This window comes from Halomonas meridiana, from assembly GCF_009846525.1.
Taxonomy (GTDB): domain Bacteria; phylum Pseudomonadota; class Gammaproteobacteria; order Pseudomonadales; family Halomonadaceae; genus Vreelandella.
On the sequence record NZ_CP024621.1, the window covers coordinates 3,037,534 to 3,060,168 of the forward strand.

General features: G+C 58.8%; 18 protein-coding genes. 4 read left to right on the forward strand and 14 right to left on the reverse strand.

Annotation, left to right across the window (positions count from 1 at the left end):
* Position 1 precedes the first annotated feature (1 nt).
* On the reverse strand, positions 2 to 919 hold the full coding sequence (locus tag CTT34_RS14475) for an alpha/beta hydrolase (RefSeq protein WP_159343063.1): 918 nt from the start codon (positions 917 to 919) through the stop codon (positions 2 to 4).
* A 186-nt stretch (positions 920 to 1,105) separates the two neighbouring features.
* Here CTT34_RS14475 and CTT34_RS14480 point away from each other — a divergent pair, with 186 nt between their 5' ends.
* The gene (locus tag CTT34_RS14480) at positions 1,106 to 1,528 is read left to right on the forward strand and encodes a hypothetical protein (RefSeq protein ID WP_254436394.1); all 423 of its coding nucleotides are present in this window, start codon (positions 1,106 to 1,108) and stop codon (positions 1,526 to 1,528) included.
* A 227-nt stretch (positions 1,529 to 1,755) separates the two neighbouring features.
* Positions 1,756 to 3,795, forward strand: coding sequence for a choline BCCT transporter BetT (betT, locus tag CTT34_RS14485; protein ID WP_159343064.1), 2,040 nt, complete (start codon positions 1,756 to 1,758; stop codon positions 3,793 to 3,795).
* A gap of 69 nt (positions 3,796 to 3,864) precedes the next feature.
* Here betT and exaC read toward each other — a convergent pair whose 3' ends face one another.
* A complete protein-coding gene (exaC, locus tag CTT34_RS14490) occupies positions 3,865 to 5,385 on the reverse strand; it encodes an acetaldehyde dehydrogenase ExaC (RefSeq protein WP_159343065.1) in 1,521 nt (506 codons plus the stop codon).
* A 117-nt stretch (positions 5,386 to 5,502) separates the two neighbouring features.
* On the opposite strand from exaC, the gene CTT34_RS14495 reads away from it, so the two are divergent.
* On the forward strand, positions 5,503 to 6,183 hold the full coding sequence (locus CTT34_RS14495) for a response regulator (RefSeq protein ID WP_159343066.1): 681 nt from the start codon (positions 5,503 to 5,505) through the stop codon (positions 6,181 to 6,183).
* Here the strand turns inward: CTT34_RS14495 and CTT34_RS14500 are convergent.
* From CTT34_RS14500 to CTT34_RS14555, 12 genes are all read right to left on the reverse strand, one after another.
* Positions 6,180 to 7,553, reverse strand: a complete 1,374-nt coding sequence (locus CTT34_RS14500) for a hybrid sensor histidine kinase/response regulator (RefSeq protein WP_159343067.1) — start codon at positions 7,551 to 7,553, stop codon at positions 6,180 to 6,182. The two genes, CTT34_RS14495 and CTT34_RS14500, sit on opposite strands and share 4 nt — an antisense overlap.
* Complete coding sequence (gene nosP / locus CTT34_RS14505) at positions 7,531 to 8,685, reverse strand: nitric oxide-sensing protein NosP (protein WP_390620283.1); 1,155 nt, start codon at positions 8,683 to 8,685, stop codon at positions 7,531 to 7,533. The genes CTT34_RS14500 and nosP overlap by 23 nt, the downstream gene beginning before the upstream one ends.
* Positions 8,669 to 10,915: an ATP-binding protein gene (locus CTT34_RS14510; RefSeq protein ID WP_159343068.1), complete on the reverse strand. Its 2,247-nt coding sequence runs from the start codon at positions 10,913 to 10,915 to the stop codon at positions 8,669 to 8,671. The genes nosP and CTT34_RS14510 overlap by 17 nt, the downstream gene beginning before the upstream one ends.
* Positions 10,905 to 11,396 carry a putative pterin-binding protein gene (locus tag CTT34_RS14515; RefSeq protein ID WP_159343814.1) on the reverse strand — a complete coding sequence of 164 codons (492 nt, stop codon included), beginning with the start codon at positions 11,394 to 11,396 and terminating at the stop codon, positions 10,905 to 10,907. The genes CTT34_RS14510 and CTT34_RS14515 overlap by 11 nt, the downstream gene beginning before the upstream one ends.
* Before the next feature lie 185 nt (positions 11,397 to 11,581).
* On the reverse strand, positions 11,582 to 12,403 hold the full coding sequence (locus tag CTT34_RS14520) for a DUF2189 domain-containing protein (RefSeq protein ID WP_159343069.1): 822 nt from the start codon (positions 12,401 to 12,403) through the stop codon (positions 11,582 to 11,584).
* Positions 12,404 to 12,685: 282 nt separating this feature from the next.
* Positions 12,686 to 13,114 (reverse strand): universal stress protein, encoded by a 429-nt coding sequence (locus CTT34_RS14525; protein WP_159343070.1) that lies wholly within the window; start codon positions 13,112 to 13,114, stop codon positions 12,686 to 12,688.
* 10 nt (positions 13,115 to 13,124) lie between these two features.
* A complete protein-coding gene (locus CTT34_RS14530) occupies positions 13,125 to 15,725 on the reverse strand; it encodes a TRAP transporter permease (protein ID WP_159343071.1) in 2,601 nt (866 codons plus the stop codon).
* 135 nt (positions 15,726 to 15,860) lie between these two features.
* Positions 15,861 to 16,841 (reverse strand): TAXI family TRAP transporter solute-binding subunit, encoded by a 981-nt coding sequence (locus CTT34_RS14535; RefSeq protein ID WP_159343072.1) that lies wholly within the window; start codon positions 16,839 to 16,841, stop codon positions 15,861 to 15,863.
* Positions 16,842 to 17,267: 426 nt separating this feature from the next.
* Positions 17,268 to 18,569: a TRAP transporter large permease gene (locus CTT34_RS14540; RefSeq protein WP_159343073.1), complete on the reverse strand. Its 1,302-nt coding sequence runs from the start codon at positions 18,567 to 18,569 to the stop codon at positions 17,268 to 17,270.
* Entirely contained in the window at positions 18,559 to 19,038 is a 480-nt protein-coding gene (locus CTT34_RS14545; protein ID WP_159343074.1) for a TRAP transporter small permease, read from the reverse strand. Before CTT34_RS14545 ends, CTT34_RS14540 begins: the two co-directional genes overlap by 11 nt.
* A 59-nt stretch (positions 19,039 to 19,097) precedes the next feature.
* A complete protein-coding gene (locus CTT34_RS14550) occupies positions 19,098 to 20,108 on the reverse strand; it encodes a DctP family TRAP transporter solute-binding subunit (RefSeq protein ID WP_159343075.1) in 1,011 nt (336 codons plus the stop codon).
* 101 nt (positions 20,109 to 20,209) lie between these two features.
* Complete coding sequence (locus tag CTT34_RS14555; protein WP_159343076.1) at positions 20,210 to 21,208, reverse strand: LacI family DNA-binding transcriptional regulator; 999 nt, start codon at positions 21,206 to 21,208, stop codon at positions 20,210 to 20,212.
* A 246-nt stretch (positions 21,209 to 21,454) separates the two neighbouring features.
* Here CTT34_RS14555 and CTT34_RS14560 point away from each other — a divergent pair, with 246 nt between their 5' ends.
* The gene (locus tag CTT34_RS14560) at positions 21,455 to 22,633 is read left to right on the forward strand and encodes a Gfo/Idh/MocA family protein (RefSeq protein ID WP_254436396.1); all 1,179 of its coding nucleotides are present in this window, start codon (positions 21,455 to 21,457) and stop codon (positions 22,631 to 22,633) included.
* Positions 22,634 to 22,635: the final 2 nt, after the last annotated feature.

The following is a 22,635-nucleotide window of genomic DNA, read 5'->3' on the forward strand; positions in this document are numbered from 1 at the left end:
CTTACTCAGGCGCGACATGGCGGTTCAAGAACGCAATCCCCGCCTCGATGGCGCTTCCGCGCAGCAGGAAGCTCGTGACATGGCCACGCCCGCGCTGCAGGTAGAGTTCGCTAGGCGTCCCCTGGGCCTTCAACGCTGCGTAGAAGTCAGTGGCGTGATCGACCGGCACGAGCTGGTCCCAGCTGCCGTGAAACAGGAAAAACGGCGGTGCCTTAGCGGTGATTTGCCGGGTCGGAGAGGCCAGCGCGTAGGCCTCCGGCCGCTCGGCACGTGTGCCGCCGATAAAGTCGATCACGAGACGTCCATCGTCGAATTTCAACAGATCACTGGGTAACCCGCCCGCCAGCACTGCTGCCAAACGCGCATGCTCCCCGCCATAAGGCGCTGCCAACGGGCCTTCACTGCCAGCCAGGGCAAGCAAGCTGACCAAATGCGCGCCGGAGGAGAAGCCGACACCGACGATGCGGTCGGTATCGATCTGCCAGTCAGTGGCGTTGTCGTGTATCCAGGCCATCGCCTGCTGGAGATCGTGTAGCTGCGCGGGGAAACGATAGTCAGGGGCAAAGCGGTGTTCGATATTCACCGTGACGTATCCCTGGGCCGCCAACTGCGCCGCGATGCCTTCCATATCCTCCGGCCCTCGATTACGCCACCCCCCACCGTGTACCACGAGCGCCGCAGGACGACGTGCGTCGCCTGACGTCTCGGGGAGCAGCACCTGGGCACGTAAGGTTTCGGGCCACGTCTCAGGCGTGTAGGGCTGAGGAGCCAGGCGGCTAAACGGCTGGGGGGCGCGCAGCGTGCCCTGCTCGATGGCAGGCTCCCCTTGGCTGACTTGATGCGTGGCACCGCAGCCGCTTAACCACACGGCTAGCGCGCTGACACTCACGATTCGGCGTAGACCACGAATATCTGGCATGCGTCTCTCCTTCTGACCAACGGTAGTGGCGTTTCCCCTCACCGCTCAACCGCCCCGTGCTCTATCTTGTCGTTTCGTCTCGTCTGAGAAGGTCACGGTTGTTGCACACTTTGTGCAAACGTTTTACACCAAGCCCATGAATACTGACATCGTCAAATTACCATGTATTCACCGATGAGGTATGCCATGAAGATGTCACTTCGCCAACTGTTCGCGCCCGCTCTGCTGGCCGTCGCCCTGACACCGTTAGCCTTCACCGCACAAGCGGATCACCACGATGGCCAAGGCATGGATCGTGAGGCCATGAAAGAGCGCATGGAAGAGCGCCGCCAGGAAGTTTACCAGCGCGCTGAACTGAGCGAGGAGCAGCAAGCAGCCCTCAATGAGGCCCACGCCGAGCATCGTGAGGCCGTCCTGGCACTGCGTGAAGAGCATCAAGCCCGTGTCGCCGAGATCCTCTCCGACGAAGAGCAGCAGGCGCTGCGTGATGCCATGCACGACATGCACGCTGAGTACCGCCAGGAGCGTGGTCATAGTGGCCACGGCAAACGCGGTCACCATGACGATTCCACCCACGACATGGACACCGAAGAGGCTGCTGCCGAGTAAGCGTTTATTTAGCGTCAAACACGCTCTCCGCGCCCAGCTTAGCTGGGCGCGTTTGTTTCTATACTCCTCCCGCAGCCCCTTGCGCGCCCTGTCTCATGCGCTTCCACCCTGGCTGGCCTGCTTGGCGCTCGACTTGAAGTGAACGCCTAAAGCGCGTATTTTATTTGAACGTTCATTCAAAAATAACGTGTTTCTCATCTTTGTCTTAACAACAGGAGTCCGCCTCCATGGCGAAAGACAACCCCGTCCTCCCCTCACGAGACCGCTTGAACCCCGTGGTTTTCCACGGCAGCGTCGCCGGTATTCTCGTGTTCTTGATCATGACGATGCTGTTCACCGAGCAAGCAGGCGCTTTCTTCGATGCAGGCCTTGCCTGGGTGAGCAAAACGTTTGGCTGGTACTACATGCTGGCGATTGTGGCGTATCTGGTGTTCGTGGTGATCATCGGCATGTCCCGTTACGGCAGCATCCGCCTTGGCCCCGACCACTCACGGCCTGAGTTCTCGCTACTCTCCTGGTCGGCCATGCTGTTTGCCGCAGGCATTGGCATTGACCTTTTGTTTTTCAGCGTTGCCGAGCCGGTTGCCCACTATTTGGCACCGCCGGATCTAACTCCTGAAAGCCAAGAGGCCATGCGCAACGCCGTGGTACAAACCTACCTGCACTGGGGGCTCTCCGGTTGGGGTCTGTACGTGCTGATGGGCATGGCCCTGGCCTACTTCAGCTACCGTCACCGTTTGCCGCTGGCGATTCGCAGCGCGCTCTATCCGCTGCTGGGCAAGCGCATTCACGGCCCGATTGGCAACGCCGTCGATATCACTGCCGTCATTTCGACCGTGTTCGGTATTGCCACCAGCTTGGGCATTGGCGTGATTCAGCTCAACTACGGCCTAAACTACATGTTCGACGTGCCGGAAACGCTGACGGTGCAGGTCATTTTGATCGTGCTGGTGGTCGTACTCGCCACGATCTCGGTAGTCACCGGCGTCGAGAAAGGCATTCGTCGCCTCTCCGAGTTCAACATGCTGTTGGCCCTGGCGCTGATGCTGTTCGTGCTCTTTTCCGGCGACACCCTGGTGCTGCTGGATAAGGTGGTCAACAACGCGGGCGACTATCTCTCTGGCTTCGTGGCTGCCAGCTTCGACACCTACGCCTTTGCCGATGAAGGCGCCCAAGAGTGGAAAATGTGGTGGACCATCTTCTTCTGGGGCTGGTGGATCGCCTGGACGCCTTTCGTAGGCCTGTTCCTGGCGCGTATCTCTCGCGGTCGTACCATTCGTCAGTTCGTGGCCGGTGCGCTGTTCATTCCGCTGTCGTTCATGATGGTGTGGATGTCCATTTTCGGTAACAGCGGTATCGAGCTGGTCGCCAACCAGGGCGTTGTCGAGCTGGGCGAACAGGCGCTGAACTCACCGCAAACCACGCTGTATACGCTGCTTGAGTACTACCCCTATGTGGGCATTACCGCCGCCGTCGTGACCGTGTTGGGTATCGTCTTCTTCATTACTTCGGCGGATTCGGGTGCGCTGGTATTGGCCAACTTCACCTCGATCTTAAGCGACGTGAACCACGATGCGCCGGTGAAGCTGCGCATCTTCTGGTCGGCCGTGATTGGCTTGATTACCGTGGCTCTGCTCATGGCAGGCGGCTTAAACGCGCTACAAAGCGCAGTCGTGATTACGGCGCTGCCCTTCTCGGTGGTGATCTTTGCCATCATGGTGGGCACCTATAAAGCGCTGAAGCTGGAAGGCAGCAAAGCCGACGCACGCCGCATGATTGCGGGCGGTGCCCCGGGCGGCGACTGGCGGGAGCGTTTGGATCGCGCGCTGGACACCTCCAACCGTGCCGGTGCCGCGGCGACCATTCAGCACTCGATTCGCCCCGCGATGACACAGTTTGCCCAGGAGCTGGAGAGCCGTGGTCAGGCCGCTAACGTCACCGAAGAGCAGGTCGAGGGGGAGTCGCTGCCCACGCTGACCCTTCAGGTCGACTTTGGTGACGCGACGAGCTTTGTTTACCAGGTTTGCCCGCACCGCATGCGGACACCGAGCTTCATCCCGGCAGACGATGACTTCTACGTGCGTCTGGATGTGTACCTTGCCGAAGGCGGTCAGGAGAAAGACCTCAATGGCTACACTCGGGGTCAGGTGATTGGGGATTTGGTGGCCGAGTACGAGCGCCACTTGCACTTCCTCACCCTGGCAGGTGGCCACGTACAGGCCATGCCGGGCACCATTGGCGAACCGCCAGAGGATGCTCAGCTGTAACGGCACTCGCCCAATAAGAAACCCCGGTCTATTGACCGGGGTTTTTTGTGCTTGCCGTACTCGCGCGCTTTAGAAGAAGCCCAGCGGGTTGATATCGTAGCTCACCAGCAGATTCTTGGTTTGCTGGTAGTGCTCGAGTGCCATCTTGTGGGTTTCACGACCCACGCCCGACTTCTTGTAGCCGCCGAAAGCAGCGTGGGCGGGGTACTGGTGGTAGCAGTTGGTCCAGACGCGGCCCGCTTGAATGCCACGGCCCATGCGGAAGGCCACGTTAATATCGCGGCTCCACACACCCGCTCCCAAGCCAAACTCGGTATCGTTGGCAATCGCCAGCGCTTCCTCTTCGTCCTTGAAGGTCGTCACCGCGACCACCGGACCAAAAATCTCCTCCTGGAAGACACGCATCTGGTTGGTGCCTTTCAACAACGTTGGCTGAATGTAGTAACCGCTGTTGATGCTGTCATCCAGCGTCTCTTTGTTACCGCCGGTGAGGAACTCGGCGCCCTCGTCCCTGGCGATATCCATGTACGACATGATCTTGTCGAACTGCTCTTGGGATGCCTGAGCGCCCACCTGAACGTCGGTATCCAGCGGGTTACCCCGTTTGATGGTTTTGGTGCGCTCGATGACTTTCGCCATGAACTCGTCGTACATGCTCTCTTGAATCAGCGCCCGCGACGGGCAGGTGCACACTTCCCCTTGGTTGAAGAAGGCCAGCACCAGCCCTTCTACTGCTTTGTCGATGAACGTCGGCTCGGCGTTCATGATGTCGGCAAAGTAGATATTAGGGGACTTACCGCCCAGCTCGACGGTAGAGGGAATGATGTTCTCTGCCGCACACTTCAGAATATGCGAGCCCACCGGCGTCGAACCGGTAAATGCGATCTTGGCGATGCGCTTGCTGGTCGCCAGCGCCTGACCGGCTTCCGCGCCAAAACCGTTGACGATATTGAGTACGCCCGGCGGCAGCAGGTCGCCAATCAACTCGGCTACTTTCAAAATGGAAGCAGGGGTCTGCTCGGCGGGCTTGAGAACGACGCAGTTACCTGCCGCCAGCGCCGGACCTAGCTTCCACGCTGCCATCAAAATCGGGAAGTTCCAAGGGATGATTTGCCCCACCACGCCCAGCGGCTCGTGGAAGTGATACGCCACGGTGTTGGCATCGATATCGGCGGCGGTGCCCTCCTGGGAGCGCAGGCAGCCCGCGAAGTAGCGGAAGTGGTCGACGGCTAGCGGGATGTCCGCATTGAGGGTTTCACGCACCGCTTTGCCGTTATCCCACGTTTCGGCCACGGCCAGCATTTCGAGGTTTTGCTCGATGCGATCGGCGATTTTGAGCAGAATGTTACTGCGCTCTTGTACCGAGGTCTTGCCCCACGCCGGAGCGGCTTTATGGGCAGCGTCTAACGCTTTTTCGATATCTTCAGCGCTAGAGCGGGGAATTTCACAGAACACTTTGCCGTTCACTGGGCTAATATTGTCGAAGTACTGACCGTTCACCGGGGGGACGAATTCACCGCCGATGTAGTTGCCATAGCGCTTTTCGAACGACACAACAGAGCCCGCTTCACCTGGGTTGGCGTAGATCATGGTACTGCTCCTGAGTATTATGATTATTAAAAGGTGCCTACCCAGTGTTGGCCACTCACGCCATTCACGATATAGCCCGATGGCAGGACGCACCCTCATTCCTTGGTAGGAGACGCCATGTACTCGCTGTTAGTGGCAGATGACCATCCGCTGTTCCGCGATGCGCTGCACACGGTAATTCGCAGCGGCTTCACCGATACGGAGCTGGTCGAAGCCGACAGCCTTGCCGCGGCCATCGCACGTATCGAAGCGCAAGAGGGGCTGGACCTGCTGTTGCTCGATTTGAGCCTGCCGGATGCCGACGGGCTAGAGGGGCTGAAAGCGCTTCGCGAGACGTTTCCCTGGCTGCCGGTCGCCATCGTTTCTGCCCATCAGGAGCGCCAGCTCGTGCTCGATGCCATTACGCTAGGGGCAGTGGGCTATATCCCAAAATCGACGCCACGGGAGCAGCTGCTTGCCGCTCTGCAGCAAATCCTCCAAGGGCAGCTCTATTTGCCCGCCGAGATCATGCGCCGCCCTCCTCCCAGGCCTCCTTCGGCGCCCGGCGCGACACACTCGGACGACCGCCAGAGTCGCTTACCTCGGCTGACCGACAAACAGTTGGATGTGTTGAGCTGCATGAGCCAGGGCATGTCGAACAAGCAGATTGCCCGAGAACTTGCCATCGCTGAAACCACGGTCAAAACCCATGTATCGGCGATTTTGCGTAAGCTCGGCGCGAGCAGCCGAGTGCACGCCATTGTCATGGCTGGCGAGGAAGATCTAAGCGGTTATCTTACGAAACGTCCGGTGCGTTAACGGCTCTCCAACAGCGTGCCCAGCAGCATTTTGAGGCGCAGCGGTTTGAGCGGTTTTAGCAGACAGTGGATCCCTGCTTCGCGGGTGGCACGCTTCACGGCGGCCTCATGGTTGGCAGTGATCACCACGGCGGCTAACCCAGGGTAGCGTCGACGCAGTCGAGCAGCGAGGTCGATGCCGTTCTCTCGATGGTCGCCGAGATGGTAATCCACCAATAGAACGGCGGGACGTTCACCGTCGCTAGCCGCTTCCAACGCGCTCACCGTCGCGGCCGCGCGTACCCGGCATCCCCAGCTGCCCAGGAGCGCCTGCATGCCTTCGGTAATGGCCGGATCATCGTCCACCACCCACACGACGCACCCTTGCAAGGGATCGTCATCCCACTCGATGGACGTTCGCGACGGGACGGCGCTGTCCTCGCCGATGTCGGCATAGGGCACCAAAATGGAGAACAGAGAGCCGTGGCCCAGTCGAGAGGCCAACCGAACGGGGTGGCCCAGCATCGTGCTAATGCGATCCACGATGGCCAACCCCAACCCCAACCCGCGACTCTGGTTCGCCTGCGGCTGGCTGGCGCGGCGAAACTCCAAAAAAATCGCCTGACGCTGCGGTTCGGGGATACCCGGGCCGGTATCCCCAACCATGATCTCCAATCCGTCGGGGCGGCGGCGGCAACCTAACAGCAAGTGGCCATGTTCGGTGTAGCGCACCGCATTGCTGAGAAAATTACGCACAACCCGAGCCAGCAGCGCCAAGTCGGATTCCACCCACACCAGGGAGGGGACGTAGTGCAGGCTGAGCCCGCGAACCCCGGCCACTTGGCGGTACTCCTCAGCCAACGCATCCAGCAGCGTGTTGACGGCAAAGGGCGCTTTATCGGCGTGGAGCACTCCGGCGTCAAGACGGGAGATGTCCACCAGCGTTCCCAGCAGCCCTTCGACATCCTTCAGCGACCGGCCAATATGGCCGACCAGTGCTTGGGACGCTGTCGGCAGTGCATGGGCTTCCAGGGCGCTGGCGAACAGTCGAGCGGCGTTGAGCGGCTGAAGCAGATCATGACTGACTGCGGCCAGGAATTTGGTTTTCGACTCATTGGCCGCTTGGGCGTCGGCATGAGCGGCCAACAGCCGAGCGTTGACCTGACTCAACTCATCCAGCGTGCGGTGCAGCGCGTCGGTGCGCTCGCGCACCTGCTCGGCGAGCAGAACGGAGCGTTCGAACGCGGCGTAGGGCGCGCCGTTGGGAGCACCGCCAGCCTCCACCCGCTCCATGAGCGCCGTACACACGCTGCGCAAGCGCCGATTCTCTTCGCGCAGGGCTGCCACATCGTCGTCCCGTGGCGACGAATCAGAGAGCTGGAAGAGTGCCAAACGCCACCCCCGTAAAGGTTTGGTTCACATGCATGCCATGGTGCTGCTCGCCGTAGGTATTGAAACCGACCACCCTCGCCCGACGCAGCAGCGCGGAGGCTTGGTCGAGTTGATCCAGCGACTCCAGCGCCATGCGCCTTAAAAAGCAGTCGCAGCCAATGATGGCGGCAGGTTCGCCTAGACGGGCTTCTAGGCGCTGCAGCATACGGGCTAAATCGTCCAGCAGCGGCGTGGGCTGCATAGCGGTGAGCACGATGCCGTTCTCGACCGCGCAGTAGAAGCTTAGACTGCCGTCGTCATTGACCCGCTGAATCGAGCGAACGTAGTGCTGGCCGCCCAAGTGCACCGCCAGCGGGTGTCGGGCGAAGACCGCCGGTGCCAACGCCTCGACCGGACAGCCCACCAGAGCAGCATACAATTCGGCGGCGGGTACACCGTTGAGTTCAAGGACGCGGCGACGCTCCTGGTCCGCCCCGGTGACCACCAGCTTATGCTCGAGCGGCTCAAGATGGTGGGTAGAGAAGACGTCAAACGGCAGCCGAGTATTCATCATGACGACCACCGCCGCTCGGGTATGAAAGCGCCCGTTGGCATACACATGGGTGTGGGTGAGATGGTTATCGTCGCCTGCGGAACCTCCAAAGCTTGGAATACGCCCGAGTGCCGCATCCAGCGTTGCCAGTACCTGCTCCTCGCGGCTTGAAAGACCATCCAGCAGTGTCAGGGCAAAGCTGTGTTCGTTGACCAGAGCCACGGCTTGTCGACGGCAGCGCTCCAAGAGCGCATCGACCAGCGGCTGCGCGACGGGTAAATCGAAATGATCCAGGTCATCGATCAGCGCGGTTTCGACGGCAAAAAAGCGTCGATCGAAGGAGATGGCAACGATCGAACCACGGTCATAGCCATCGGGCGTTAGCTCGCCCGCCGTGGTGCAGCCGCTGACGGGCAGCTCACCAAATGCCTGACAGAGCGCATCAGCCAGCCGATCCAGCGGGTACTCAGCGCTGCAAAAAAACAGCACGAAACCGGCGTGCTCATGACACAACTCGGCCGCCAGCGCATGGGCAGCCACCTGCGGGTCGGCCTCACGGCTCGCAGCCGCGATCAGGCCACGGTTAGTGAAGCTGGTGATCACGACGCCATGTCTCCAGCGCAGCGTGAGTACGTGCCGCACAGTGGCGGAGCGCGTTGAAACAGGCGTCCAGCGACGCCAACGATGCCTCATCATGGGCAGCCATGGTTTCTAACCGTTTGGCCTGAACGGCAAGCAGCTCGGCACCTATGCTCACGGATTCCCCCCGTAACTGATGCGCCAGCCGCTGGACCTGATGCCAGTGTTTGCGATCGGGCTGGCTGCCGGGCGCAAAATAGCCCGCAAGCTGGGGGATGTAGTCGTTCACCTGCTGGTGGTAGAGCACCACCAGTTGGTTGACGCTGTCAGGGCCTAGCGAGCCAATGAGCGTTGCCAGTGTCGCCTCATTGAGCAGAGCCGCGTCATTCCCTTCCTGCGTGGACGCCAAGCGCGCGGGGGCGACGGGCGTCTGCGTGGGCGAGAGCTGCAGCGCCAACACGTTACCCAGGGCTAGCAGCGAGAGCGGCTTGGTGATGTAGTCATTCATGCCCGCAGCGAGACAGCGTCGACGATCATCCTCAGCGCCACCGGCGGTCATCGCCACGATGGGTACCTCGCTGCACCAGCCCCCCATCGCCCGCAATTGCTGCGTGACGGTGATGCCGTCGATATCCGGCAGTTGAATGTCCATGAAGATGAGATGCACCTGCTGACGCTGCACCATCGCCAGAGCGTCGCGGCCATTTTCTGCGCACACCACCTCGCAGCCCAACCGTGATAGTAGCCCCACCGCTACTTTGCGATTGACCGCGTTATCCTCTACCAAGAGCAGCGACGTGCCGCCAAAGTCCCGCGTAGGCTCGGCGGGCAGCGGTGTCGTGACAGGGGTCGCTTCGACGAGCGGCAGCTCACACCAGAAAGTACTGCCCTGGCCCGGCGTACTGTTAACGCCCAGCCGCCCCTGCATGGCTTCACTCAACCGCTTACAGATGGCCAAGCCCAAACCGGTGCCGCCATAGCGACGTGCAACGCTTTCATCCGCCTGCTGGAAGGGTTCGAAAAGCGTTTCTTGCTGTTCGCTATTGAGCCCGCAACCGGTATCGGTGATGTCGAACGAGAGATACTCGACGGTCGACGACACCCGAATCGAGACGCTGCCGTAGTCGGTGAACTTGATCGCATTGGCAATGAGGTTGAGCAGGATCTGCCGCAAACGCCCCGCGTCGATCATCACCCAGGCTGGCACCAGTGGGTCCACGTGCAGCGACAGCTGAAGCCCTTTTGCCTGCGCTCTGGGTTCAAAGAGCGCCATGACCCCTTCTACCAGCGGCTTAAGCGCGGTCGGCGACGTTTCCAGGGTCAAATGGCCGGCCTCGATTTTGGAGAAATCGAGAATCTCGTTGATCATCGCGAGTAGCTGGTTGGCACTCTCGTGAATGGTACGGGCGTAGTCTTCGACCTGGGCGGGACTGGCGGGCTCGCGCAGCAGCTCGCTCATCCCAATCACGCCGTTGAGCGGCGTGCGAATTTCATGGCTGACCATGGCCAGAAAGTCCGATTTCGCATGGTTGGCGGCTTGCGCCTGCTTTGCCGTCACCTGAAGCTGTTTACTGAGCTGCTCTTGCTCCCGTCGCGCTGCTGCGCTCTCGCGCATCTCACGCACCAGAAAGACAATGACCGTCAGCACGGCGAAGCTCATTCCAATCAGCAAAGAAATCAGTAATTTATACAGCGTACTCAGAAGCGCACGCTCTTCGGTGGCAGACTCCGCTAAATAGCCGTTGATCGTAATCACCAAGCGCTCGGTCAGTCGAGTCAGCGCCTGTAGCTCGGTCTCCAACGCCGTGACGGGCAGCCGAGCCATGGACTCGTGGGGTTCGAACATGGGGTCGAGGGTGTCGAGCTGCTGCTGAATGTGGTCCAGCAGTTCACTGGCGGCACTAATACTTTGCAACAGCGAGCTGACTTCCCCTTCGCGTAGCAGGGTGATACGGCTGTAGAGCAGCTCGAAGCGGAGATTGAGCTCGTCCTGGGCGGCCGGTGATAAAGGGCCTCGGGTCTCTGCCAGCAAATGGTTGAGCAGTTGCACGGCGTCACGATCGAGCTTGTAAACCACCCAGGCGGTATCTTCACGCAGGCTTTGCGTCAAGTTGTCCTGGCGCCAAGCCGATAAGCCAGCCACCACCAACGCCGCCGCAAACAGCAGCACGGTAATGATGGCAACCAGCTTGAGGCGACGCGGGTAGCGCAGCAGGCGGGGCGCCCGTGCGGCAGACTCACTAGTGGACATGGATGTGCATGACCTGCCACACGGCTCTGAAGCGCATACGCTCACTCAACAGCGCTTCGTCATGATCGAAGGGGTAAAGCACCCATAACGGGCCATATTCGCGGATGGGAATGGTCTGTCCGTCTCGCTCAAGGGCCAAAATCACGTCGTAGTCGTAAAAATCCTCGGTGGGAATCTCCGCTTCATAGCCATTCAACGCCGCCACGTTAATGGTATCGCCCTCTGCCCCGACGTGTTCGAGCAGCGTGCGCATCAGCGGTCCACGGTAGTGGCTCGTGCCTTCGGTCCACGGCGTACCGGTGGTGAACTCATGCTGAGGCAAAGCGCTCAACATGGCACGATCGAAATGGGCCTCGTCGTCGAAGTTGGCCGCTGTCACCTCTCCCTCTATCTTGAGAATCACCGGCCCACTAGGCGTTGCCAGTGTTCCCGTCTCTGCCGCGTCCGCTAGCCCCGTATGGGGAATGCTGAACGCCAGCATAGTCCACCCCAATAACAACGCTTTCACTACCGACTCCTCGTATCGTAGTGCCTGAGCGACGCGACGGCTGTCGCAAGCGCAAGGCAATAAAAAAGAGATGGCGTTAGGGTACGCCATCTCGATTCATTGGTCAGTTGAATGTCGACTTTTTTGGTAAGCGGAGCGTAACGCGAAGGTTGCCTTCGTTAGGTTTTGAGTTTTTCCACCGGCTCGAACCGTACCAGTTCTTCGTAGGCGTGCCAGCTCGCGTGGCCGAGAACGGGCAGTATGAGCGCCAAACCGATATAGAACGTCATGACGCCCACCAGTACGCAGCCCGTCAGGATGGCGGCCCATAGCAGCATGGGGCGGAAATTGCGGGCCACACAGCGCACGCTGGCTTCGATGCCCTCCATAAACGTGAGGTCTTGATCCATGAGCGTAGGAATGGCGACGACGCTGATGGCAAAAGCACCAAAGGCCAGAACGCCACCGGCAACGGTGCCGACGGCAAGCATGCTAAGCCCTTCGGGCGTTGTAACCAGCGCCGTGTAGAGCGTAGCTGGGCTGGGCACTTCGAATCCGAAAAAGAGCGCAAAGAGCAGTGTGGCGAGACGTATCCATGCCAAAAAGAAGATCATCATCATCACGCCCATCATGGCGAGCTGACCCGCATGCGGCCGCCAACTACCGAACGCGTCGCCCAAGTTAGGAACTCGCCCGCGCTCAAGCGCTAAGCTGATACCGTAGGAGCCCACCGCCACGAGCGGCCCGATGAACATGAAGCCAGCAATCATGGGCAGCAACCAGTGCCAGTAGCCCAAGGTGTAGGCCCCCAGCGTAATGGCGATACTCAACCCCACCCAGAACATGCCGTAGGACAAGCTGATGGCCGAGGCACGGCGAAAATCTTCGACGCCTGCAGCGAGCCAGGCTTTGGGCCTGTCCATGCCGACCTTGTTGATGATGATTTTAACGTTGGGCGCATCGGCTGATTGGCCGTGAGTTTTTGTTGTTACTGCATTCATGGCGTAACTCCTATGATTTACCCCAAATGGCTGTCACTGACCCAAGCACCAAGGTAAATAGCTACCATGTGTGTTGACACCATTAATCCAACGTTAATGGCTTAATGTTCTTTTAATGTAGCTGAGCCAGTGTCACGTGAAGGGCTTTCCCGCCACTCAGTACAAAAAATCCTCCTCTGGCGCACTTAACGACAATTAATTCGATGCGTTAGCGTGTCGTGATATTCACGACAAAAAAAAGCTCCAGGCCAATGGCCCGGAGCTTCGTGGGGTAGACGGCGTTCAGCGCACGATCATCACCGATATCTTGGCATGATGAACGACATGCTCCGCATTGGGGCCAAGCACGTAATCGACGAACTTACGTTTGGTGTGCGACGCCATCACGATCAGGTCGGCATCGATTTTCTTGCCGACTTTGATAATGGCCTCCCAAGGCGAGCCATCGACGATCACACTTTGGGTCTTGATCCCTTCCGGCACCTGCTCTTGAATGAACTTGTGCTGCGCCTCTTTCATGGCCACATGCGCTTTTTCAGAGAAGTTTTTCGGAAAATAAGCGCCCACCATGGGCATTTTGAATTCCGGCAGTACCGTCACCACGTGTAGCGATGCCCCAAAGGTTTGGCACAGGGTCACCGCCGTAGGCAGCGCTTTCTTCCATGACGCTTCTTCGTTCAAGTCCACGGGCAGTAGCACTTTATGGTACATGGCAACCTCCTTAGGCAGCGGCCACTTCGTTGGACTGCTCTTGACGCCGACGGCGGCGCTGCATCACTACGACCAAGCCAAAGATGCCCAGTGCAGGCAGCCACATCCACTCTTTGGTCCAGCGATCCACCGGGGCCAACACTTCGAGGATCTCTTGGTCGAAATCGAAGCCCAATTCGGCTGCTTGGCTACCAAACTCGACGAAATCGACCAGCGTTTGGTCACCGTCTTCGTAAAGCTCGATGCCCAGGTTCGCCATGCGCTCTTCCCCCGTGTCACCGCGCGGTACGGGAACGAGGACATAGGTGGTCATGGGCGCACCGAAATCGTCCTCACCGGCAATTTGCACGCGCAGGTTGCTTCCATCATCGACTCGGCCTAGTGCCTCAGCGAACTGAGCAGGCGGCACCGACTCGTAGGGGTCGTGGATCTTGTCCATCCAGAAGCCGGGACGGAACAGCGTAAAGGCAACCAGCAGCAGCAGCAGCGACTCGTACCAACGGTTACGGGTGAGCATGTAACCTTGGGTGCCCGCGGCGAAGATCAACATGGCGATAGTCGCGACGATGAACACCAAAATGCCCTGCACCACCGTGACATCGATCAACAGCAAATCCGTGTTGAAGATGAAAAGGAACGGCAAGGCAGCGGTACGCAGGCTGTAATAGAACGCCTGGAAGCCGGTGCGCAGTGGATCGCCTCCTGACACGGCCGCCGCCGCAAAGGAGGCCAGGCCTACGGGCGGTGTGACATCCGCCATGATGCCGAAGTAGAACACGAACAGGTGAACGGCAATCAGCGGGACGATCAGGCCGTTTTGCTGACCCAGCAGCACGATCACCGGGGCCATCAGCGCCGACACCACGATGTAGTTCGCCGTCGTCGGCAAGCCCATGCCCAGGATCAGACTTAGCAGGGCCGTCAGCAGCAGAATCATCATCAGGTTGCCGCCGGAGAGAATCTCGACGACGTCCGCCAGTACCAAGCCTACGCCGGTTTGCGATACCGCACCCACCACGATACCGGCAGTGGCCGTCGCGATACCGATACCGATCATGTTGCGCGCGCCGGTGACCAGGCCATCCCACAGGTCTTTAAAGCCTTCTTTGATATCGGCGGCCATCTGGCTGCGACCGCGGAAGATCGCAATGATCGGACGCTGAGTGACCATGATGAAGATCATGAACATGGTGGCCCAGAACGCGGACAGTCCAGGCGACAGACGCTCGACCATCAAGCACCACACCAGTACCACAACCGGCAGAATGTAGTGCAGGCCGACCATGACCGTCGGGCGGGTTTGCGGCAGTGTCACGACTTCGGAGTTGGGATCGTCCATCTCCAGCTCGGGGTAGTTGGCTCCCACTTTTAGCAGCGCCACATAGACGATCGCTAGACCGACGGAGACGACCCAAGGAGTCGCTTCACCCAGCACGGGTTTTAGCCAACCCAGGCCATAGTAAACGGCAATCGAGAGCCCCATGAGCAGCAATAAGCCGGTCATGAAACCAATCACTTTATTTAGTAGAGGACGCGCCGGGTTGCTGGACGGCAGGCCTTTCATATTGGCCTTGAGCGCTTCCAAGTGAACGATGTAGATCAGCGCGATATAGGAGATCAGCGCTGGCAAGAAGGCGTGTTTGATCACGTCGACGTAGGGAATACCGACGTACTCTACCATCAAGAACGCCGCTGCCCCCATGACGGGTGGCATGATCTGGCCGTTCACCGAGGAGGAGACTTCCACCGCGCCCGCTTTCTCAGCGCTAAAGCCGACTCGCTTCATCATCGGAATCGTAAAGGTACCGGTCGTCACGGTATTGGCAATCGACGACCCCGAGATCAAGCCGGTCATACCAGACGCCACCACCGCCGCTTTGGCCGGGCCGCCTTTGAAGTGGCCAAGCAGCGAGAAGGCCACTTTGATGAAATAGTTACCGGCACCCGCTTTATCCAACAATGCCCCGAACAACACAAACAGGAACACGAAGCTCGTCGAAACCCCCAGCGCAATACCGAACACGCCTTGGGTGCCCAGCCACTGGTGGTTGATCAAACCGCCCAGACTCACACCACGGTGAGCCAAAATGCCCGGCATGTAAGGGCCAAACAAGGAGTACGCAATAAACACCGCTGCCACGACCATCAGAGGCGGCCCCAGTGCACGACGGGTGGCTTCTAACAACATCAATATGCCAACGACGCCCACGACGATATCCTGGGTAATCGGCAACCCAGGCCGCTGGGCCAAATCGGCATAGAAAATGAATAGGTAGGCGCCGCAAAACGCCGCTACCGCTGCCAGGACCCAGTCGGCCAGCGGCACACGATCACGGGGCGAACGCTTGAAGGCGGGGTACGCCATGAAGGCTAAAAAGAGCGCAAACGCCAAATGAATCGAGCGCGCTTCCGTGGCGCTAAACACGCCAAAGCCAACGATATAGGGAAGTGGCGATGCAATCCATAGCTGAAACAGCGACCAGATGGCTGCAATACTCACGAGCAGCTTTCCAGGTACGCCTAGGGGTTTCCGTGCCCCTGTATCGCTGGAAGCGACCATATCCTCCAGGTCGTTCTCAGCGGCTGCCGAAGGGTGTTTGTCATCACGCATACGCTTGCCCTGCCTAATGGTCAGCGCTGACAATCAGCGCTCTCAACAAGAAGCGCGGACACCCAAGGTGCCCGCGCTTTGCAACTCAAAGCGACGCTACTCACCTTCCGTCAATAGCGTCACTCTTTTTACGACTTATTCGATCCAGCCACGCTCACGGTAGTAACGCGCTGCGCCATCGTGCAGCGGCGCGGTCAAGCCGTCAGAGATCATGTCTTCTTCGTTCAGGTTCTCGAACGCCGGGTGCAGACGCTTGAAGCGATCGAAGTTTTCGAAGACGGCTTTCACCGTTTCATAAACGATGTCTTCATCAACAGCGGTGGAAGAAACGAAGGTTGCCGCCACACCGAAAGTTTCGACGTCTTCGTCGTTACCACGGTAGAGGCCACCCGGAATCACGGAACGAGTGTAATAGGGGTACTCTTCGATCAGGCCGTCGATCTCTTCACCGGTGACGGAGACCAGACGCGCGTCGATGGTGGTGGTCGCTTCTTGGATAGAGCCATTCGGGTGGCCTACCACGTACACCATGGCATCGATGTTGTTGTCAGACAGGGCAGCCGCCTGCTCGGCAGCATCTAGCTGCGACGCCAGGGCGAAGGTATCTTCGTCCCAACCGAACGCATCCATGACGACATCCATGGTGTTACGCTGGCCAGAACCAGGGTTACCGATGTTGACGCGCTTGCCAGGGAAATCGCTGATGTTCTCGATACCGGAATCCGCGCGGGCCACCACGGTCAGCGGCTCGCCGTGCATGGTGAAGACGGCACGCATGTCTTCCCAAGCGCCCTCTTCTTCGAAGTTGGCTTCACCGTGGTAAGCACGGTACTGAACGTCGGACTGTACAACGCCCATGTCCAGCTCGCCGCTCTTCATGCCATTGACGTTCGCCACGGAGCCACCGGTGGACGGGGCGTTACAGCGGATGTTGTGCTCATCGCTGCCACGGTTGACCATGCGGCATACCGACTGGCCAACGACATAGTAAACACCGGTTTGGCCGCCGGTACCGATCGTGATGTAGCGCTCCTGGGCAACGGCCGGAGAGGCAAAGGTTGCCGCAGCAATGAACGCGCCTGAGAAGGCCGCGGTAGAAAATACATGGCGTTTCATGAACACACCTCTTTATCTTGATGTTGTGAGCGTTATGCGCTTTGAAGCCACCTGCAGAACGGTTCCCTTCAGGTGTTTCGGTTCCAAAACGTTGTCAAGACAGTCTGTTATCAACCTCGGCATTTAGTGCCGACTGTTCCTACTTTAGCGAAAAAAAAGCTAATTGGCGAAGCGCGATGCAATTTAGCGTGTCGTGCAGTGCAGCATTCACACCCGATGTTTCACGATTTCCATCGGCGGGCAATGCCACCATCGACATAGCTGGCAAAACGAAACGGGCAGCCCGCTTAGGCCGCATCACACTTACCATAGGCACGCTTGGCACTCTTCGTTAGTTTAGCGGCCTGTAACGTTTAGTAAGCGTTAAACATCCTGACAGGCATATGCCTGTTCGGCATGGGCTATCACCCATCGTTTATCCGAGGCTCACACGTTATAACCCAGCACCGTGGGAAGCCATAGCGCAATGCCTGGAAAGATCGCCACGAGCGCCAGTGCACCACCCATCGCCACCACGAAGAGTAGCGCCCACCCAAGGGTATGTTCCAAACGAATCTTGGCGACTTCCGTCGTGACCATCAGATTCACCGCCACCGGCGGGGTAAACTGACCGATCGCAATGTTCATGGCCAGCAAAATACCGAACCACACCGGGTTCCACTCGAAATGCTGCATCACCGGAATCAGAATCGGCATCATGATCAGGTAAATGGAAATCGCGTCTAGCAGCATGCCTGCCACCAGCACCGCTAACATGACGAGGACCAGCAGTAGCACTCCATTGTCGGTCAAGCCAATGATCCACTCCGCCAAATGACGGAAGGTGCCCAGCATGGTGCCTGCCCAGGCAAAGATACCTGCCAGCGCAATGATCAGCATGACCACGCCCGAGATGATTGCGGCCTCCCCTAGCAGCTCCCATACATCGCGTAGCGTGAGTTCTCGCGTCAAGAACAAGCCCACTACCGCTCCGTAGGCAACGGCGACCACGGCGGCTTCCGTGGGGGTAAAGAGGCCTGAACGCAGCCCTCCTAAAATCAGCACCGGCGCAAACAACGCAGGCAGCGCTTCACGGAAGGTGCCTCGTACCGTCAGCCTTTCAGCTCCCTCTACCGGTGCTCCCTCCCAGCCATAGCGTTTGGCGACCAACATGGCCGGCACCAGCAGCGCCAAACCTGCCAACACACCTGGAAACAACCCCGCCGCAAACAGCGCGCGAAGATCGACACCCGGTACCACGATCGAGTAGAGAATCAGTGCAACCGAGGGAGGAATCAAAATCGCCGTCGAGGCCGAAGCCGCGATCAGCGTGGCAGAGAACGGCTTGGGGTAGCCTGCCTTGGTCATGCTGGGTAGCATCACCATGGCCACGGCGGCGGCATCGGCGGGGCCCGAGCCGCTCATGCCGCCCATGATCATACATACTAACACCGCAACCAGCGCCAGCCCGCCGTGCCGTGGCCCAATCAATGCCTGAGCAAAGCGCACCAAACGCAGCGCTACGCCTGCCCGCTCGAAAATCAACCCGGTGAGAATAAACAGCGGAATGGCAATCAAGGGGTACTTGGCGATGCTGTTATAGGTATTGGTACCCAGGGTGGCGAGCATGTCTGGCGATAGACCCAGCACGATGCCCACCGCCCCCGAAAGCGCCAAGGAGAACGCTACCGGCACGCCGGCTATCAGCAGTCCGGCAAAGGCTAGAATCATCCAAATATCAGGCGTCACTGTTTATCTCCCCCGCCAATCGGTCACGGGTTTGCTGCACCAAGCGCCACAGCATGGCCGCAGATAATACGGGCAGCCATACCAAGTACCACCACTGCGGCAGCCCCAAGCCCGGCGACAGTGACTCCCACTGATACTCCTGCCATGCCAGCTTGCCGCCGTACCAAGTAATTAAACCCAATACGATCAGGCCACACAGGGCTTGAAAAAGAATCAGCGCGCCTCGCCACCGTGGCGGCAAGGCGCGCTCTAAAAAGCCAATGCGGATATGCCGGTCGCGACGCAAAGCAACCGACGCACCGGCGAAGGTCAACACGACCAATAGGAAAACGGAAAACTCTTCGGTAAACGAAAACGAGCCGCCTGTTAGGTAGCGGGTCACCACATTGCCCAGGCTAATCAACGCAATGACAATCAGCGCGAGCGCGCCGAGCCAGCGCTCGGCGCGCGCATCGGGGAAGCCTTTCATGGCAGCCTCACATCAGCAAGCTGCCGCCCTTGGCGGGCGGCAGTGAAAACACACGAACATCAATGGGCGTCGATAGCGGTTTGAGCGGCCTCGACCAGCTCTTCACCGATACGTGGGGCCCATTTTTCGTAGACGGATTGAGTGGCTTCCACGAACGCTTGATACTGCTCATCGGTGAGTTCGGTGACGGTCACTCCGCGCTCTTGGATCGCGGCCAAACGCTCGCTCTCCTGCTCACGGGTCATGGCAATTTCCCAGGCACCCGCCTCTTGGGCCGTTTCGCGCAGCATCGCTTGCTGCTCGTCACTCAACGACTGCCAGACCTGCTGGTTAACGGCAAAAATCAGCGGATCGTTCATGTAGTTCCATAGGGTCAAATGCTCCTGGCCTACTTGATCGATACGTGCCACGTCAAAGACCGACAGCGGGTTTTCCTGGCCATCGACCGCGCCCGTGGTGAGAGCGGGTTGGGCGTCGGTCCAGCTCATCTGCGTAGGGTCAGCGCCTAAGGCGGAGAACGTATCCTGGAACAGCGGTGAGCCCACTACGCGGATCTTCAAGCCGTCCAGATCCTCCGGCTGGCTGATCGGGCCGTGGGAGTTGGATACTTGACGAAAGCCGTTTTCACCCCAGGCCAGCGGAATAACGTCACGAGACTCGATCGCCTCGAACACCAGAGACCCCGCCTCACCACCCGTCACGGCATCGACGGCGGCCTCATCAGGAATAAAGAATGGTAAAGAGAACAGGTTCAGTTCCGGCACTTGGGGCGACCAGTTGATGGTGGACCCCACCGCGGCATCAATCAGGCCAGAACGCATGGCGGAAAACTCGCGGGTTTGGTCACCCGACACCAGCTGAGAGTTAGGGTAAACCCGCAGGGTGAGTTCACCACCACTGCGCTCTTCTACCAATTCCGCCCACTTCTCGGCGGCTTGGCCCCAAGGAAAGGCTTCTGAAAGCACGGTAGAGACCGAGAGTTCGCGCGCTTGCGCAGAAAACGCAGCCGAGAGCAGTGCAGCGCCAGCCAAGCCAGCGGTGAAACGAGCCATAGAGCGTGTCAGCGTCATTATTATCGATCCTTTTTTATCGGTTCTTATAAGGTGCCTGGCTTTTCAAAACCATCGGCACACCGCCCATTGTAGGCCGTTAGCAAGCGAAAGGAAGACGCCTAAGGTCGGCATTGAGCAGTGCTGTTACGCGTCACCAGGGCATGGGGCAGAGTCACGTTATCAACGCGCTTTCCTTCCAGCACATCGATCAGCATGTCTACCGCTGTCCGCCCAAACGCTTCAGCCGGTTGTGCAATGGTCGTCAACGGGGGGTCACTGTAGTAAGCAAAGGCGATATCATCGAAGCCCGCGACCGAGATATCGTGGGGTACGCGCAGTCCAGCTTCTTTGATGCGACTAATGGCACCAATCGCCATTTCGTCGCTCTCACAAAATATAGCGGTGGGTCGCTCTTTCAAGGCGACCAACGCATCGGCTGCCTGATATCCCGATGAGGGGGTGAAGTCACCAGGACACAGTAAGCGTTCGTCCAGTGCAATACCTGCTGCCGCCAGGGCGTCTTGGTACCCTTGTTGCCGATCGCGCGTCAACGGACTTCGGCGCGGGCCTTTGATCATGCCAATACGTCGATGGCCAAGGGCAATGAGATGCTCCGTCAGCTCCCGTGCAGCCCCTCGATTGTCCAACTGCACGGTGGGGCATGGCGCATTATCCAATACCTCACAGGCATTGATCATGGGCAAAGGCGTGCCGGATGGGAACGCATTCTCAGCAAAAGGGTTGAACGCTCGCAATTGGATGACCCCATCGGCCTGACGCGTACTGACCAAGCTCGCGTAATGGGTCTCCATGGTTTCATTACCGAGCGTATTACATAGCAACACACCATAGCCGCGCTCCTGGGCAGCTTCTTGAATACCGCTGATCACCCGCGCGAAAAACGTATTCGCAATGGTGGGCACGAGCACGACGAGATTGTGAGTGCGTTGAGAGCGAAACTGTACTGCCATCAAGTTCGGTTTGTAGCCTGCCTGCTCCACCGCCTTGAGCACCTTTTCACGCGTGGAGGGAGAAACGATATCGGGCGATTTCAAGGCGCGCGACACCGTCGCCACCGACACCCCCGCCAAATCGGCGACCTTGCGTATATTGGTCATAGCCTCCCTTATCACTTGCCCATCGTCGCCTGCAGGTGCTTATGCGACGTTTCATGCGTCAGCTTACCGTATCCCGTCTTTAAACTCAGCGCGCTATTTACCCGTTACGAATAGACCTTTGTCGCATTGACGTCACTCGTTGTGAAACCTAATTTCAACTTAATGTAACCGGTTACATCAATAAAGATCCGTCAATGGCATGCGCTTGATCAGCCCAATGCATGCAGCAAAAAAAAGGAGGACTATATGTCCCACCCTACGTCATCACGTATCCGCTTAGGCATGGTAGGTGGTGGACAAGGCGCATTCATCGGTCAGGTTCATCGCCTAGCCGCTCGGCTTGATGATACCTGTGAACTGGTATGTGGCGCATTCAGTCGCTCAAAAGAGAACAACCGTCTTACCGGCGAGCAGTGCTACCTCCCCTCCCAACGGGTTTACGACGACTGGGAGCAGCTCTTAGAAAGCGAAAGCCAGCTGCCCGAATCACAGCGGATGCAGCTCTTGGTCATTGTCACTCCCAATCATCTGCATGTCCCCATTGCCGAGGCGGCAATGCGTAAAGGCTTTCATGTGTTTTGCGAAAAGCCGGCGGCAGTGTCGCTCTCTCAAGCGCAGCGTTTGGCCGTCAGTTGGCAGGCCAGCGGTTGCCTCTATGGCTTAGCGCATACCTACCTTGGCTATCCCATGGTATGGCAAGCGCGAGAAATGGTGAGAGACGGTCAGCTTGGCCAACTTCGCAAAATACACGTGGAATACCCGCAGGGCTGGTTAAGCGAGAGTCTGGAGCAACAAGGAAATAAGCAGGCGGCTTGGCGAACCGATCCACAGCTCGCGGGTATCAGTGGCTGCATGGCCGACATTGGCACCCATGCTTTCGGACTCGTCGAGTTCATCTCAGGTCACCACGTCAGTGAACTCTGCGCTTCGCTGAACAGCCACGCAGAGGGTCGTTCACTGGATGACGATGGTGATGTCTTGTTGCGCACAGCGCAGGGCGCTAGCGGGACTCTCATTGCCAGTCAAGTATGCCGCGGCGAGGAGAACGCACTCAAGATACGCCTTTACGGCGACCAAGGAGCGCTTGAGTGGCACCAAATGGAGCCTAACTCACTTCTTTATCGCCCCTCGCAGGCTCCGATGCGAACGCTTCGTGCCGGCATCGACCAGCCCGACCTTTTTCCCAGTGTCATGCAGCGTTTACGCCTTCCTGGAGGCCATCCAGAGGGCTATTTGGAAGCACTTGGCAATCTGTACCGGGACTTCGCCACCGCCATCCAGCAGGGCAAGCAAGGAAGCGTAGAGGGTGTGCCTGGCATGGCCTCGGGGCTACGAGGAATGGCATTTATCGACGCCGTCACGACCAGTCAACAAAGCGACCAGAAATGGACACCTCTCCCCGATACACATCCACAAGGAGCTTGATC